Here is a 17689-nt window from a genome sequence, read left to right as displayed (position 1 = left end):
ATAAAGTTTGATTTTACAAAAGGTTGATTTTACAATAGATGAAAAAGAAGTTTATCCTGCTTTTACTGTGGGTGCTCCATGTTTCCGTGCTGGTGGCACAGGACCTGCGGGCTCCCGCTTACCCGCTCATTACGCATAATCCCTATCTGAGTATCTGGTCGTTCGGGGATACCTTAAGCGCCTCCAACACCAAGCACTGGACCGGCACCGACCATTCGCTGATAGGCATGGTAAAGGTCGACGGCAAGGTCTACCGCATTCTGGGCGACGAAACAAAGTCCTACAAAACGGTGGTGGCAGCGTCTGATGAAGAGGCATATAAATTTAGCTATACCGAGACCGCACCGGCGGCAGGCTGGATGACCCCGCAGTTTAACGACAGCAACTGGAAATCCGGCGCTGCGCCCATCGGGCACGACAAGGGGCCTGTGAAGACAACGTGGCGCAGTGACGATATATGGGCAAGGAGAACCTTTACGGTAGGCGAGGCAGGTTTTGACAACCTGTACCTGAAGCTTAACCACGACGATAATGTGGAGGTTTACCTGAACGGGGAGGAGATTTACCAGCACCAGGGCTGGACAGAAAGGTTTCAGTACATCCCGCTTAATGGCGCCTCACGGAAGCTAAGAAAGGGAGAGAATGTGCTGGCGATCCATGTGGCAAACACGGCTGGCGGCTCGTGGCTGGACGTTGGGCTGGTAGCGGAGGAGGCACCTGAAAATAAGGCAGCCATATATCCGGCAGAGCAGGTAAGTGTAGAACTGAATGCCACACAGACGATATATAAGCTCAAATGCGGCCCCGTAGATGTTACTGCTACGTTTACCTCTCCGCTGCTGATGCAAAACCTGGACCTGCTGGCAAGGCCGGTTTCCTATATTGCTGTGAAGGCAGAAGCTAACGACAAGGCCACACATGAGGTGCTGTTTTACCTCGGCACTTCCACCGATATTGCGGTTAACGCTCCCGAGCAACCGGTCGTTGCTGAGGAATACACTTCCGGTAAGCTGTCTGTCCTGAAAGCGGGTACTAAAGAGCAGCCCGTGCTGCAGAAGAAAGGCGACAACGTACGCATCGACTGGGGATATATGTATGTGGCCGCTCCACAGTCGGCCAAGCCAACGCAGTATATGTCCACTACCGCCGATGCCCTGGTGCCGTTCGCAACGAACGTTAGCCCACCCGCAAACGAGGCAATGCAGGGGAACAGCCTGGTGCTGAATACCATTGTGCCCCTCGGCAAAGTAGGCAGCAAGGCAAAAGAGCAGTACGTGATGTTGGGGTACGACGAGTTGAATTCCGTGCAGTATTTCAACCAAAACCTGAAGCCCTGGTGGAAACAGGAAGCCGGTCAAACGATGGAGCAAGCATTGGCAGCGGCTGCTTCGGACTATGCGAAGGTAATAGCGCAATGTCAGGCTTTTGACAAGCAACTGTACCAGGATGCCCTGGCTGCCGGCGGCAAGGCCTATGCAGAGTTATGCGAACTCGCCTACCGCCAGGCCATAGCCGCGCATACCTTAGTAAAAAGCCCGCAGGGAGAGATCCTCTTCCTCTCAAAGGAGAACTTCAGCAACGGCTCCATCAATACCGTGGACGTGACTTACCCGTCAGCACCCTTGTTTCTGATATATAACCCAGACTTGCTGAAAGGGATGCTGAATGGTATTTTCCACTACAGCGAAAGCGGCAATTGGAAGAAGCCTTTTGCCGCGCATGACCTGGGCACGTACCCCATCGCCAACGGGCAGACCTACGGCGAGGACATGCCGGTGGAGGAGTCGGGCAACATGCTGATATTGACCGGGGCTATTGCGAAAGTGGAAGGGAACGCCAATTACGCAAAAGAGCATTGGCAAACACTCACCACCTGGGCCGAGTACCTGCGGGAGAGCGGCTTTGACCCGGCCAACCAATTATCTACCGACGACTTTGCAGGCCACCTGGCCAGAAATGCGAACCTTTCCGTGAAGGCTATACTCGGCCTCGCCTCCTATGGCAAGCTGGCCGGCATGCTGGGCAAGAAAGATGTGGAACGGGAATATATAACGCTGGCAAAAGACATGGCACAAAAGTGGATGCAGTTGGCAGATGACGGCGACCATTATACCCTGGCCTTTGAGAACGAAGGCACCTGGAGCCAGAAGTATAACCTGGTCTGGGATAAGATATTAGGCTACAACATTTTCCCGAATTCTGTCCGGGAAAAGGAAATCAGGTTCTACCTGACCAAGCAGGAGAGATATGGTTTGCCTCTGGACAGCCGGAAGACCTACACCAAATCAGACTGGGTGCTCTGGACGGCGACCCTGGCTGACAACGAAGCTGATTTCAAAGCCCTGGTGCAGCCCATGTGGAAATACGCCAACGAAACCCCGGACAGGGTGCCCATCAGCGACTGGCACGAGACAACCGATGCAGAGGTGATGAACTTCAGGGCGCGCTCGGTGGTCGGCGGCTACTTTATCAAGCTGCTGGAATACAAGCTAAACGAGAAGGGAAAAACCAGCGGCCGGTAGCGGTAGCTTCAAGCAGGCGTCTCTCCATTAAATAGTATAGTGCAGAGACGCCTGCTTCAGGTATGGTTCCACGATATCTTCAGAGCAGACGGAACACCTTACAGCCGGGAGGAAGTAGAACTGATAAAAGACCTGACCGGCAGCCAGAACTAAAGCCAGCGGCTGTGTCCGTTTTCTCCTGCCATGTATATATGAGCTCGTAAGCGAGGCATTGCAAAACAGAAACCTTGCCAGCGGGCGTCTTGTATGACGGCTTTTCCTGTAACCAGGCCTGTTTTAATCTCTAAGAAATCATGTCATTAGAAAACCGTATCCTGAAGTTTAGGAAAGTCAGTATCTGTTATACCCTGTTAGCGCTGTGGATATGCTGCTGCACCTCTACTTTGCAGGCGCAGAATGCAACAACGGAAAGCATGATCAATCTGGCTGACCCGACCGTGTTTTACCACGAGGGCACTTACTACCTGTATGGTACCGTGGAAGGCAATGCCGATCAGGGGTTTGAGGTTTATATATCAAAAAACCTGAAATCCTGGGAAGGACGCAAAGGTGCAAACGGTGGCTTTGCTTTGAGGAAAGGGGATGTTTACGGGACAAAAGGTTTTTGGGCGCCGCAGGTATTCTATCATCAGGGAAAGTTTTATATGGCCTACACGGCCAACGAAAACATTGCGATAGCGGAGAGCAACAGCCCGCTCGGGCCGTTCACACAGCAGGTGAAAGAGCCTTTGGCTGCCCCTGTAAAGCAAATCGATCCCTTTGTTTTTGTGGATGAGGACGGGAAGAAGTATTTATATCATGTGCGTTTGAAGGACGGGAACAGGATATATGTGGCGGAGATGAAAGATGACTTCTCCGGGATAAAGGAAGAAACACTTCGGGAAGTTATTGCTGCCGAAGCGCCTTGGGAGAATACCGCAAATGCAGAATGGCCGGTGGCAGAAGGCCCCACCGTGCTCAAGCACAACGGCCTGTACTACATGACCTACTCAGCAAACGATTTCCGCAACCCGGACTATGCCGTGGGATACGCCCTCAGCCGAAGCCCGCTGGGGCCATGGGTAAAACAAAAGTCTAACCCGATCATCAACTCAAAGATGATAGGGGTAAGTGGCACGGGGCACGGCGACTTTGTGAGGGATGGAAAAGGAGATATGTTTTATGTATTCCACACGCATCAGTCAGACGCGACGGTGGGGCCAAGGAAGACCGCGATTGTGAAAGCCAGGTTCTCAGAAAATAAAGAGGGAGAAGCACACAGGCTTATAGTTGATCCTGACACCTTTTTCTATCCGAAAGTTAAGTTTTAGAAGCTAAAGGGATGTGCGGGGGATCTCTTCCAAATAGCATCTGCCTCCTGTAACCTCGTTCAAACTGTCCGTACCAAAGGGTGGCCGAGTGGCAGGTTCTGTTGAACTGTTTCGTGCGCAGCATGAAGTTAATAGCGGTATGATACCAGATCCTACATACCCCTTCCATAGATACAGTAAAATTGGTCGCCTCTTTAATTCAAAAGGATGAGCCCATATACATATATGGAAGAGGTTTCAGGCGACTTGGTATACTGAGCCCTAAAGAAGCGAAGCAACATAGATTCCCTCTCTTTTGCCGGCCGCAATACCGAACACTTACTTACATCCCTTCAGGTGATGATAATTCAGCCCGCGTTAGAGCAAGGCTTTCGCGGCTTTGTAACCAAGCACGGCGAGGCGGCTGTTGAAACACACTCAGCAGGGCGCTTGAGCCGGTTCGTCTGAAAGTATATAGTCTGTGCTCTGCCTCAGTTGTTTAAAGCACGTAGCTCCGGGCACAGTGACTCACTGTGCCCGTGAGGAATATAACGTCGGTTCAATCAGTTAAAGATCCTTGCGAAGTGGTTTTCCAGGTGATTGCGCATCCCGTTCCGCAGCATCTCAGGCGAGCCGTTCTCAATGATATCCACCAGGCCTTTGTGGGAGACATACTTCTTGAGCACCACTTCCTTCTTAAGGATGCCGCTGCTGTGCACGTAATCAAAAACCGGTAGCAGCATCCGCTGGAATTTCTTCAGGGTGTCGTTGCCGGTGATCTCGTACAGCTTTCCGTGAAACTTTATCTCGTGCTCTATCTGGAAAGTGTGGGTTGCTGACAGGTCAGGTTCGCTGGCTACAATCTCCTTTAGCTCCTCTATATCCTGCTGCGTGACTTTCTCCATGATAAAGTCCGCCATCCCCACCTCCAGCACAAGGCGCAGTTCAAACACCTCCCGAAGCGTGGCATTGTCCAGTACCTGCGGAATCAGCCTTTTCTCCAGTAATGCCAGTAGGTCAGGATTCGTGATAACAGACCCCCTGTGTTTCTTGGAGTCAATCAGGCCAATCATCTTCAGCCGTTGCAAGGCCTCCCGTACCACTGTGCGGCTCACGCCGAGATGAGCCGCCAACTCCACTTCTTTGGGAATGACGTCGCCCACCTTCAGGTTACGCTGTATCAACAGGTCTATCAGGTTCATCTCAACCTTGTCCACCAGCGAGGTGGTGTCAACCATCTTTATCGTGTTAACCAAGTCTTTCATATTATTATGTATGATTTAAATCACGGTAAAAATACACTTTCCAGCTAAATATAATTCATTCCTGCTGAAACTTACTGTTTAAATAAATTAAAAAAGACTTTGAATTAAGAAAAGAAGCTTCTACTTTTATTATGTCATACTTAATACAACTAAATATTAAACTCATGGGACTCAAACGTTTACTCACGCTATTATTCATGAGCCTGAGCCTGCTCGCCAGTTCTTCTCTCGCCGCACAGGCGCCAACCATCAGCGGGCGTGTCGTCTCCTCCGGGGATGGCCAAGCCCTGATTGGCGTCAGCATCAACGTGAAGGGGACCAGCCGGGGAGCCCAGACGGATGTGGAGGGGAAATTCACCGTGGCCGCAGCGCCAGGCGATGTGCTGGTGGCCCGTTACCTGGGCTTTCAGCCGCAGGAGGTGCCAGTGCCGGCAGCCGGGGAGGAGCTTATCATATCCCTGCAGCCCGCCACGGCAAAGCTGGAAGAGGTGGTGGTGGTGGGCTACGGCACACAGAGCCGCGAAACGCTGACAAACTCAGTCGCAAAACTGGATGAAGAGGTGCTGGCCAGCGCCCCCCGCGCAAACGTGGCTACCGCCTTGCAGGGCACCGTGCCCGGCGTGCGGGTGGTGAACAGCAGCGGCCAGCCGGGGGCGGCACCGTCTATCCTCCTGCGGGGCGGGGCTTCTATAAACAGTCCCGGGGCGCCGCTTGTGATTGTGGATGGCGTCATCCGGTCGCTGAATGACGTGCCGGCAGACAATATTGCCTCCGTGGAGATCCTGAAAGACGCCGCCTCTACGGCCATATATGGCGCGCGGGCTAACAACGGCGTCATACTGGTTACTACCAAGCAGGGGAAGGCAGGCAAGGCGCAGGTATCCTATAAGTTTACCGGCGGATATAACCAGCGAAGGGAAGGGTACAACTCCCTGGGCGCAAGGGATTATATCCATTATACCAGGCTGGGCTACCTGAATGCCGGCAGAACCCCGGCCCAGGTAAATTCCTCCAGAGGACTTGGCTTGCTGACGGATCCGGCTAACCTGGCCAGCTTCGACATCCGCAAACTGGACGCCGAAAGCCGGGGCCTGCTGGCGCAGGGCTGGGAGGCGGTAGCCGACCCCTACAACCCCACCGCCGACTCCATCCTCTTCAAAGACCATGGCGGGGAGATCGAGGACATCGTGTTCAGGGACACCTATACAAAGGAGCACTATGTGAATGTGATGGGCGGCAACGACAAAGGGAAGTACTTTGCCAGCTTCGACTACTACGATGAGGACGGCGTGATTGTGGGCTCGGGCTATAAACGGTATAGTCTGGATATGAACGGGTCTTATAAAGTGAAGCCGAATCTGGAGGTCGGCACCGGCGTTACCCTCTCCACCTCGTCTCAGATTGGCACGGTAGGGGGCGAGGTGAACACTCTCTATAGGAACCTGGCCATCTGGCCCACGTTTAATCCCTGGCTGGATGAGGCCAGAACACTGCCCAACCCCGGCAACGGGGCCAGCGACGGCAACCCACTGTACTGGCTGGGGAAGCGGGACGTAAACGACGAAGTGAACCGGATCGTGGCGAACGCGTCCGTGAGATGGGATTTGCTGCCGGGCCTGTATTTTAAGGGCACGGGCAACGCATACCTGTTCGAGAACATGAACCGGTCTTTTCAGCGGGCCACCCAGACATATGCTAATATATTTGCCGAAAACCCAACCAGTAACACCAGCCGGACCTCTTCCAGCAGTTTCGACAGAGCTTTCCAGCAGCAGTACAACGGTATCCTGAACTACACGAAAACGTTCGGACAAAACCACAACCTGGATGCCATGGTCGGGGCCGAGTACTTCGGTACCAACTCGTACTTTATGCGGGTGCTCGGTCAGAACGCGCCGACAGATGATATCCCTACTGCAAACGCCTCCACTACCTTTTCTCCGGGTGGCAATACCAGCAATGCGTCAGATTACCGCATCCTATCCGCCTTCGGAAGGCTGAGCTACGACTACGACCAGCGCTACCTCTTTACGGCGGTGCTGCGCCAGGATGCCGTTTCCAGTCTGGCGGAAGAGAACAGGGTAGGTGTTTTCCCCGGTATGTCTGCCGGATGGAACATACACCGGGAGGCCTTCTTCCAGGACGCTGGGCTGGACAAGTATATATCCACTTTTAAGCCGCGCATCAGCTACGGTGTAAACGGCAACGTGGCGGGCCTGGGCCGTTATGAGGTGCAGGGCGTGTACGGGCTTCAGACAAACTACAACGGCAACGCGGGCTTCCTCAACACGGCGTTCACGAATCCGGGGCTGCGGTGGGAGAAGAGCAAAACAACCGATATAGGCCTTGACCTGGGCTTCCTTGACAACAGAATCTCACTCCTGTTCGATTACTTCGACCGGAGAACCAGCGATTTGCTGACCAATCTGGACTTGCCGGGCTATATAGGGTATGGCACGTTCAGGACCAACCTTGGCACTTTCCAGAACAAAGGCTACGAATTCACGGCCAACGCGGTAGTGCTCAGTTCAGATGAAGGTTTGAACCTGTCGCTGGGGGCCAATGCCTCCTTTGTCGAGAACAAGATCCTGAAGCTGCCTTTCAACGGCAACGAGAACAACCGGCAGGGCGGTTTTCAGGTATATGACCCGGCTTCCGGGCAGGTGGTGTGGGTAGGCGGCCTGCAGGAGGGCCGCACGCTGGGCGAGATTTATGCCTTCAAACAAGTTTCTGTTTTCAAAGACGAGGCCGAAGTGGAGCAAGTTGCCAGCAACCGCTACGACGCCATCGCCCGGATCACAGGTCCGGGCCTTCCGGCCGGACCTGACGGACGCATCACGCCCGGCGACGTGAACTGGCTGGACGTGGATCAGAACGACACCATCGACACCAGGGACCAGGTATATATAGGCAACACCACCCCGAAGTGGACAGGCGGTTTCTCTGCCAACATGTCCTTCAAAGGCTTCTCGCTCTACAGCCGTTTCGAGTTTGCGCTGGGCCACACCATATATAACGACCTGGTGGCCAGAACCCTCGGCAATTACCAGGGAACCTTCAATTACATCGACCTGATAGAAGAGGCCTGGTCGCCGGATAACATCGATACGGACATCCCGAAGGTGTACTTTGCCGACCAGGTGCGGGGCTCTAAGCAGAACTACACCCGAGTGAATAACGCCGGTGCTGTGCTAAACGGCAACAACTCGCGCTTTTATGAGAAAGGCGACTACCTGGCCCTGCGCGAGATCACCCTGTCGTATGATGTGCCGGCCAGCCTGGTTTCCAAAACAAAGGTGCTGTCGCAGGCCAGGATTTACACCACCTTCGGCAACCTGTTTTATATCACTGAGTTCTCCGGCCCAACTCCGGAGCCTCCCGTTGGCGGTGGCGGCAGCATCTCGGGTGTCTATCTGGGCACTTACCCGACGCCACGCTCGGCTGTGTTAGGAGTTCAGGTTACTTTTTAAGGCTATATAACTGCTGATTACCATGAAAAATAAGATAACATACTGCATAACTTTCATTGGAGCCATGATGCTGCTGATCAGCTCCTGTTCCGATAAGCTCGATGTTGCGCCGGTAAGCTCTATCAGCGACGCCAACTTCTGGAAAAGCCCCGACCAGGTGGACGCCTTTGTAACGGGCATCCACGCCAGGTTCCGGGAGCACAATGCCGCCTTCCGGACGCTCGGGGAGCTGCGCGCCGATATATTCGGGTTGGAGCCCGGCTCCAGTGCCTCGTTCACTGGCGAGGCCACCCAGGGCCTCGAGCGCCTGTGGCTGCAGTCGCTCGACCCCAATAACCCCGGCATCAGCGGGTTCGGCGGGTTTTATGGGAACATCGCGCAGCTCAACCTGCTGATAAGCAAATTAAAGACAACCGATGTCGTGGCCCCCGCCACCGAGGACTATTATCTGGGCATCGCCCACGGCATGCGGGCGTACTATTATTTTCATATGCTTCGGACCTGGGGTGATGTGGTCATCCAGACGGAGCCTACTACCGGCGTGGACATTGCCAACCTGGCCAAGCCTGCTTCCAGCCAGGAAGAGGTGATGAACCTGATAAAGGCGGATATTGACAGCTCCAATACAAGTTTCGGCGAAGACTACTCTTTCAGACAGAGTAAGTCCTTCTGGTCGAAGGCGGCCACCCAGATGCTGAAGGCAGAGGTGTATTTATGGACCAGCTACAGAGGGGGCGGCGCGGCAGATGCGCTTGTCGCTAAAAACGCCCTGACAGACATTCAGGCCAATGTGCCTGCTTTGGCATTGCTCCCCGATTACGCGGATGTGTTTGCGGCAGGCAACAAGGGGAATAACGAAATCATCTTCGCCAGCCGGTATGGGCTAAACGAAGCCACCCAAAGCATCATATCTTTTGTGCCCCAGACTGGCCTCATCACGAACTTCTACGACTCGCTGGAGAACAGGCAGTTTACGGTAGCGACAGAAAACTGGGGCGGTTTGCTGCGCGCGCCGGTGCAAGTGTCCACCTTCCGGGAGTTTAATGACCTGGACAGCCGCAAGTGGGCTACTATCCAGCCGGCATACGAAAAGGTGGGCGACACCTACCAGATAGCCGGGGCTTTCGTGAAAAAGTTTGAAGGGGAGCAGAGTGCCGGCTCCAGGCAGTACACCAACGATTACCCCATCTACCGCTACGCCGATTTACTTCTGCTGCTGGCTGAGGCCAAGCTTATATTGGGTGAAGACCCCTCCGCTGAGAACAACGCCGTCAGGCAAAGAGCCTTCGGGGAGAACTATGACGCCGCGGTGCACGGCTTCCCGAACCAGCCAATTGACGCTGACCCGAAGGAGGCAATTTTGCGCGAGCGCTTCCTGGAGTTCATCTTTGAAGGGAAGCGGTGGTATGATTTGAGGAGGATGGGCGACAACTTCGTATATGAGCACACCACCCTTACGGAGGACGAAGCCTATAAACTTCTCTGGCCCATCGACAGGGGCTCCCTGACCGACAACAGGGCCCTGGAGCAGAATCCGGGCTACCAGAAGTTCTAACGCTACTATATAGGCAACGGGCAGGAGCGGGCCATATAGGTGCTTGCTCCGCCCGTTCTTTTCCAGATATAAGTTAACTTAAGATTCATTTTCAATACTTCACATGAGATTTGAACACTTGCAGGGGCTTATCGCGGCTCCCTTTACCCCCATGCACCCGGACGGCACGCTGCACCTGGAGGTGATACCGGCTTACTACAGCCTGCTGAAGGCCAACGGCAACACAGGCGCCTTTATATGCGGCTCCACCGGGGAAGGGGTGTCGCTGACGACTGCCGAGAAGAAGAAAGTGGCGGAGGCCTGGGCGGCGGCCACCGCGCACGATAACGATTTTGCGGTGATGCTGCTGGTGGGCGGCACCTGCCTGCAGGATGCCATCGAACTGGCGCAGCACGCGCAAAGCATCAACCTGCACGCGGTTTCCTTTACGGCCCCGTCGTACTTCAAGCCTGCCAGCGTGCAGGTGCTGGCCGCGTGCTGCAAGGCCGTGGCGGACGCCGTGCCGGAGATGCCTTTTTACTACTACCACATCCCGGTGCTGACGGGTGTCGGCTTTCCGATGCTAGACCTGCTGGCGGAGGTGGACGGCAAAATTCCCAACTTCGCCGGTGTCAAGTACACGCACGAAGACTTCATGGACTTCCTGTCGTGCCTCCATTTTGGGGAGGGCAGGTACGATATGCTGTGGGGACGGGACGAAAATCTGCTGTCGGCGCTGGTGCTCGGCGCAAAAGGCGGGGTGGGCAGCACCTACAACTACGCCGCGCCGCTGTACACGGCCCTCATACAGGCCTACCAACAAGGCGATATGGAGAAGGCGCGCAACCTGCAGCAAAAGGCCATCGATATGATTCGCCTGTTAGGGGAATATGGCGGCATCGCCACTGGCAAAGCCTATATGAAACTGGTCGGGGTAGACTGTGGCGAGTTCCGCTTGCCGGTCCGTAACATGAGCCCGGCGCTTTTCCAATCCTTTAAAGAAGAGGTTGCCGCCCTGGGCTTTCGTGACTTCTGTTCCCGCTCGTCTGAATTAAAACCCGCTTAACACAGTAGTCCAATGAAACATATCCTGTCCATATTCCTTTTTCTCTGCGCCGTGGCCACTGGCAAGGCCCAGGAGCTAAAGCCGAACAGCATCGATTGGTCTGTGGTGGCCACGCTGCCTGCCGCCCCCGGTCAGGCGGTGCAACCAGGCCTGGCCGGTGCGCTGGGCGGGGTACACAACGGCGCGCTGCTGGTTGCCGGCGGCGCTAACTTCCCGGACGGTATGCCTTGGGAGGGAGGGAGAAAGCAGTACTGGCAGGATATTTTTGTTTTGCTGAAAGACGATGAGGGGACATATAGCTGGCACGACAAAACCTTTCGGCTGCCGCAGCCGCTGGCGTACAGCGCCAGCGTGCCCACAGACAAGGGCATTGTAACCATTGGGGGCGAGAATGAGCAGGGCATCCAGCGCACGGTGCAACTGCTGCGCTGGGACCCGGTTAATAAAGAAGTAACCGTGGAACAACTGCCTCAGTTGCCGCTGCCGCTAACCAACGCCGCGGCCGCCGCCATCGGTAACCATGTTTATGTGGCGGGCGGCGAAAGCACGGGCAAAGTCACCGATGGCCTTTACCGCCTGGATATCTCGGCACCTGCCAGGGGCTGGGAAAAACTGCCGGGCCTGCCCGTGGCGCTGTCGCATGCGGTGGCGGTGGTGCAATCTAACGGCGAGTACCCTGCTTTATATATAATCGGCGGCCGGGCCCAAACTACTTCAGGCGTCAGCCAGCTATATGGCTCCACGTTTGCCTTCGACCCGAAGCAGAACGCCTGGCGGCGACTCAGTGACATTTCGGACAGCGAGGGGAACAAAACGTCGCTCTCTGCCGCGACCGGCGTGGCAACAGGGGCCAACTCCATCCTGGTGTTCGGCGGCGACAAGGGCGACGTTTTCACTCAGATAGAGCAATTGAACGCCTCCATTGCCAAAGCCACCGACGAAGACGAGAAGCAGCGACTGCAGGCGGAGAAACGGAAACTGTTGACGGAGCACACGGGCTTCAGCAAAGACATCTACCTTTATAACACCGTCACCGATTCCTGGTCGAAGGCAGGCACGCTTCCTGCTTCGCACGTCACCACGTTTGTTGCCAGGTGGGGAGATGACATCCTGATACCTTCCGGCGAGGTAAAACCCGGCGTGCGCACGGTGGAGGTGCTGAAGGGAAGCATGGTACCCAAACACTATTTTGCCTGGCTGGATTACCTGGTGGTGGCGCTGTACCTGGGGCTGATGATCGGCATCGGTCTGTGGGCGTCCCGGCACCAGGACACCACTGATGATTACTTCCGGGGAGGGCAGCGCATCCCGAGTTGGGCGGCGGGCCTGAGCATATATGGCACGCAATTGAGCGCCATCACCTTTATGTCGATCCCGGCCAAGACCTACGCCACCAACTGGAACTATTTCATTCTGCAAATCACCATTGTCATGGTCATCCCGATCATCACCAATTATTTTATACCCTTTTACCGCAGGCTGCAGATTACCTCCGCCTACGAGTACCTGGAGCAGCGCTTTAACTACACAGCCCGGGCCATGGCCTCGCTTTTATATATCATGCTGCAACTGGGGCGGGTGGCGATTGTGCTGCTGCTGCCAAGCCTGGCGCTGACGCTTGTAACAGGCATCAACGTGAGCCTATGCATTGTGCTGATGGGCGCAATCACGATCTTTTATACCATGAAGGGCGGTATTGAGGCCGTTATCTGGACAGACGTGGTGCAGGTGGTGATACTGCTGGGCGGAGCGCTGGCCTGCCTCATCCTGATTCCGCTGCAGTTGGAGGGCGACGCAAGTACCATCTGGCAGACGATTCAGGAAAAAGGCAAGCTGGACATCCTCAACACCGCGTTCAGCTTTAGCGAGCCCACGCTGTGGGTAGTGCTGCTGGGCGGCGTGGCCATTAACGTGATTTCCTACGGCGCCGATCAGTCGGTGGTGCAGCGGTACATCACCACAAAAGATGAAGCCGCCGCGAAAAGGAGCATGCGCCTGGGTGCCTGGATGGCCGTGCCGTCCGCGCTTATCTTCTTCACGATCGGCACCTTGCTCTACCTTTTCTTTAAGGAGCACCCCGAAAAAGTAAATTTCCAGCTGCAGAGTCAGGATGCGATTTTCCCGTGGTATATCGTGACGGAGCTGCCCGCAGGTGTCACCGGCCTCCTGATTGCGGCTGTCTTCGCGGCGGCCATGTCCACGCTTAGCAGCAGCATGAACTCCGTGACCACGGCCCTTATCACGGACTTCTACAGGCGGTTCTATCCGGCGAAGCGGGAGCGGACCTATCTGACCGCGGCCAAAGCCCTTACCCTGGTGATAGGCGTGGTGGGCACCTCGCTGGCGCTGGTGATGGCGCAGTGGGGCATTTCCTCACTCTGGGACCAGTTCAACACCATACTGGGGCTTTTTACCGGCGGCCTGGGTGGCCTGTTTGTGCTAGGCATTTTCACCCGAAAGGCCAACGCGAAAGGGGCCATCACGGGGCTTGTGCTGAGTGGCCTGGTGCAGTTCTACATCAGCCAGTACACCAACATCAACCTATTGCTATATGCCTTCACCGGGCTGGTTTCCTGCGTGGTGTTCGGCTACCTGTTCAGCCTGCTGACGGGGGGGCAGAAAAAAGTGATAGATGATCTGACCATATACAGGGAAGAAGATTTGAAGCGTGAAAGTGCGGGCAGTGTAAAGGTAAGCCGGTAGATTTTCCGAACGCCCCACGCAAGGCATGGCCGTTTCCTTCTACCTGTGCTGGCGCGAATCTTTAGATTCGTGACTTGGGATGCAGTGGAGTCTCCGACTCCACTGGGCCAGAGGCCCAGCAATAGTAGATACGAGCGAAGACGCTCGCACTATATATACATTGCTTTCGCTGATGAAACGGGAATCAAATGGCCCTGCCACGCAAGTGTCATTGTGGGCACACAATCCATCTACAGCGGCAAATGACAGCTGTCTTTCAGGAGCGTGTTTAAAGTTATCTTAAGTACCCGGAAAAATTTAATTGACTTATCCATTAGAGCGATTTATTTCACAAGCTATTGAAAATAAGTAAAGTGTAATATGAAAAATCTTGTGTCTTGATACGCGATACTTGTGTCTATTTACTTAGCATGACAAGAGTTTTACTGATTCTGATTACCTGTTTGCTTTCCATGCCTGGTTTCTCAAGCCAGCATCCGGCGAAGCTGAAGGTGGCCGCTATCGGCAACTCCGTCACTTATGGCTCCGGTATCGCGGACCGGGAAAAATATGCTTACCCGGCCCAGCTGCAGGAGTTGCTGGGTGACAGGTATGACGTCGCTAATTTTGGCCTGAGCGGCGCGACGCTGCTGGAAAAAGGGCACAGGCCATATACCCAGACGCAGCAATACAAAGACGCGCTTGCTTATGCGCCCGATATCGCCGTCATCCACCTCGGTCTGAACGACACCGACCCGCGCAACTGGCCCAATTACCGCGACGAGTTCGTAGGCGACTACTACAGCCTGATTGATACGCTGCGCACCGCTAATCCTGACGTTCGCATTTATATATGCCGCCTGACGCCCATCTTCTCCGGCCACCCGCGGTTTCAGTCCGGCACGCGGGAGTGGTTCTGGCAGATACAAGCGCTCATTCCGCTTATCGCCGAAACCAAAGATACCGGTCTGATTGATTTACACACGCCGCTTTCCCGCCGCCCTGATTTGTTTCCGGATGAGCTGCACCCTACCAGAATAGGCGCGTCCATAATCGCCTCCACGGTTTATTCCGCTATTACAGGCGATTACGGCGGCCTGCAACCGGCCCCCGTGTTTGCCGACCATATGGTGCTGCAACAGAAAATGCCCGTTCCCATATATGGCCTGGCCAATGCCGGGGAAGAGGTAACGGTTATGTTCGGAAACGAAAAGCAAAAAGCAACCGCCGGTGCGGACGGGAAATGGAAAGCAATGCTTCCGGCGCAGAAAGCGGGCGGCCCATATGAGTTGAACATAGCGACGGCGGATACAAGTATAAGCATCAGCGATGTGCTGGTGGGCGAAGTGTGGCTGTGCGCGGGGCAGTCGAACATGGCGTTTCCGTTGCGGGATGCGGTGCATACCAGCGCGGAGATGCGGGAAGCGCAGCAGGCTGCCTCCATCCGTTTGCTGCACATGAAGCCGCTCGTCGAAACCGGAAATTTCGCCTGGGATTCCATCACCTTAAAGAAAGTAAACCAACTTAATTATTTCTCAGGCGCCTGGCAGCGCAGCGATTCGGTGGCAGCGAAAGATTTTTCAGCGGTAGCCTACTATTTTGGGAACGAGCAGCAGGAGCAACTCGGCGTGCCCATCGGGCTGATTGAAGTGGCTGTGGGCGGCTCCGGCACCGAGTCGTGGATTGACCGCTATACCCTGGAGCACCACCCGCAACTGGTGACCATGCTGCCCAACTGGCGCACCTCCGATTTCCTAATGCCCTGGGTGCGGGAGCGAACCGACAAGAACCTCGAAAACGCGGCATCTGCCAAACAACGCCATCCCTACCAACCCGCCTATAACTACGACGCCGGAATTGCGCCGCTCACGGATTTTCCCATTAAGGGCGTTATCTGGTACCAGGGCGAAAGCAACGCCCACAACATTGAGCTGCACGAAACGCTGTTCAAAACGCTGGTGAGCAGCTGGCGCGAAAAGTGGGGCTACGATTTTCCGTTTTACTACGTGCAGCTCTCCAGTATAAACCGCCCCAGCTGGCCGCACTTCCGCGATAGTCAGCGTCGGATGCTATCACAGATAAGCAATATAGGTATGGCCGTCAGCAGTGATGTTGGGGATTCTACCAACGTGCACCCGACGCAGAAAAAGCAGGTGGGCGAGCGGCTGGCGGCCTGGGCGCTGGCCAAAACTTACCATATGCGCGTGCCTTACAGCAGCCCTTTGTTTCAGGACGTGGAATTTTCAGGCAACAAGGCCATCTGCACTTTTCGGTTCGATAAGGGGCTGCATACCAGCGACGGAAAGTCTTTGCGCGGCTTCGAAGTGGCAGGTAACGACCTGGTCTTTAAAAAAGCAAAGGCTGAAATTCGGGGCGGTAAAGTGATTGTCTCTTCGGACAAGGTGCCCGAGCCGAAATATGTGCGTTACGGCTGGCAACCCTATACAACTGCCAATCTGGTAAACAAAGCCGGTTTCCCGGCCTCTACCTTTACAAGCTTTACCATCACAGCTAAATAACCTTACCTCCTGATATGGCATCCATATATACTTCTACGGTAAACCACTACAAAGCCTTCTACAAAAAGCAGCTGCTGGAAGACACCATTCCCTTCTGGTTTCCACGCTCCATCGACAGGGAATATGGCGGTTACCTGCTGATGCGCGATGCCGACGGCAGCCTGCTGGACGATGACAAAGCCGTATGGATACAGGGCCGTTTTGCCTGGCTGCTCTCCACCCTATATAACACCGTGGAGCAAAAGCCGGAGTGGCTGGAAGGGGCCAAAACAGGCATCGACTTCCTGCGCAAGCATTGCTTTGACGAAGACGGACGCATGTTTTTCCACATGACGCGCAGTGGAAAACCCATCCGCAAGCGCCGCTACTTCTTCTCCGAAACCTTTGCCGTGATTGCCTTTGCCGCCTACGCCAAAGCCAGCGGCGACGAGGAAATAGCGAATGAAGCGAGGCGGCTGTTTGGCAAGTGCATCGAATACGCCACCACGCCCGGCCTGCTCGAACCCAAATTCTCCGGCACGCGTCCGGCCAAAGGCATCGGCGTACCGATGATTATGCTCAACACCGCCCAGCAGCTGCGCGACACCATTGGTGATGAGCGCTGCGAAGAATGGATAGCAAAATGGATAGCCGAAATTGAACGCGATTTTGTGAAGAATGACATTTGTTGTGTGATGGAGCAGGTAGCGCCCGACGGGAGCATCATCGACCATTTCGACGGCCGGACGCTGAACCCCGGCCACGCCATCGAAGGCGCCTGGTTTATCCTGCACGAGGCAAAACACCGCAACAACGACCCTAAGCTGATTGACCTTGGCTGTCGGATGCTCGACTATATGTGGGAGCGCGGCTGGGACAAAGAGCACGGCGGCATCCTGTACTTCCGGGATGTATATGGCAAGCCGGTGCAGGAATACTGGCACGACATGAAGTTCTGGTGGCCCCAGAACGAGGCCATCATCGCCACGCTGCTGGCCTACCTGATGACGGGCAACCAGAAGTACGCCGACTGGCACCGGCAGGTACACGACTACGCCTACGGCAACTTCCACGACAAGGAAAATGGCGAGTGGTTCGGCTACCTCCACCGCGATGGCCGCCTGTCGTCCACCATCAAAGGCAACCTGTTCAAAGGGCCATTCCATTTGCCGCGCCAGGAGTGGTACTGCTGGCAGGCGCTGGAGGCTTTCCGACAGATATAAGTACCCCAACGAAATTAATTTGCGCCACCCATTAAAGTACTATATATAATAAGCTATTAGGAACAAGAGAGATATGATAAAAAAAGTCTTGTGTCTTGATACCTGATACTTGTGTCCTTTTACTTGAAACACGATTACCT

At 54.9% G+C, this 17689-nt stretch carries 9 protein-coding genes; 8 read left to right on the top strand and 1 reads right to left on the bottom strand.

What is annotated here, in order from left to right; translation table 11 throughout:
• Window positions 1–38 precede the first annotated feature (38 nt).
• Window positions 39–2522 carry a glutaminase family protein gene (locus ABD920_RS20415; RefSeq protein WP_345161735.1) on the top strand — a complete coding sequence of 828 codons (2484 nt, stop codon included), beginning with the start codon at window positions 39–41 and terminating at the stop codon, window positions 2520–2522.
• A 293-nt stretch (window positions 2523–2815) separates the two neighbouring features.
• Window positions 2816–3832, top strand: coding sequence for a glycoside hydrolase family 43 protein (locus ABD920_RS20410; RefSeq protein ID WP_345161733.1), 1017 nt, complete (start codon window positions 2816–2818; stop codon window positions 3830–3832).
• 542 nt (window positions 3833–4374) lie between these two features.
• On the opposite strand, the gene ABD920_RS20405 is transcribed toward ABD920_RS20410, so the two are convergent.
• Window positions 4375–5076, bottom strand: a complete 702-nt coding sequence (locus ABD920_RS20405; protein ID WP_345161731.1) for a FadR/GntR family transcriptional regulator — start codon at window positions 5074–5076, stop codon at window positions 4375–4377.
• 164 nt (window positions 5077–5240) lie between these two features.
• On the opposite strand from ABD920_RS20405, the gene ABD920_RS20400 reads away from it, so the two are divergent.
• From ABD920_RS20400 to ABD920_RS20375, 6 genes are all read left to right on the top strand, one after another.
• On the top strand, window positions 5241–8546 hold the full coding sequence (locus ABD920_RS20400) for a SusC/RagA family TonB-linked outer membrane protein (RefSeq protein ID WP_345161729.1): 3306 nt from the start codon (window positions 5241–5243) through the stop codon (window positions 8544–8546).
• A 22-nt stretch (window positions 8547–8568) separates the two neighbouring features.
• Complete coding sequence (gene nanU / locus ABD920_RS20395; protein WP_345161727.1) at window positions 8569–10101, top strand: SusD family outer membrane lipoprotein NanU; 1533 nt, start codon at window positions 8569–8571, stop codon at window positions 10099–10101.
• A gap of 103 nt (window positions 10102–10204) precedes the next feature.
• Window positions 10205–11146, top strand: a complete 942-nt coding sequence (locus ABD920_RS20390) for a dihydrodipicolinate synthase family protein (RefSeq protein ID WP_345161725.1) — start codon at window positions 10205–10207, stop codon at window positions 11144–11146.
• Window positions 11147–11158: 12 nt separating this feature from the next.
• Window positions 11159–13849, top strand: a complete 2691-nt coding sequence (locus ABD920_RS20385) for a sodium:solute symporter family protein (protein WP_345161723.1) — start codon at window positions 11159–11161, stop codon at window positions 13847–13849.
• Window positions 13850–14259: 410 nt separating this feature from the next.
• Window positions 14260–16347, top strand: coding sequence for a GDSL-type esterase/lipase family protein (locus tag ABD920_RS20380; RefSeq protein ID WP_345161721.1), 2088 nt, complete (start codon window positions 14260–14262; stop codon window positions 16345–16347).
• Window positions 16348–16361: 14 nt separating this feature from the next.
• Window positions 16362–17549, top strand: coding sequence for an AGE family epimerase/isomerase (locus tag ABD920_RS20375; protein ID WP_345161719.1), 1188 nt, complete (start codon window positions 16362–16364; stop codon window positions 17547–17549).
• Window positions 17550–17689 lie beyond the last annotated feature (140 nt).

Origin of the sequence: Pontibacter saemangeumensis (genome assembly GCF_039541895.1) — a bacterium.
In the GTDB taxonomy this organism is placed as follows: Bacteria; Bacteroidota; Bacteroidia; order Cytophagales; family Hymenobacteraceae; genus Pontibacter; species Pontibacter saemangeumensis.
Note: the sequence above shows the minus strand (reverse complement) of the source record. Positions and strands in the feature narration are given on the sequence as shown.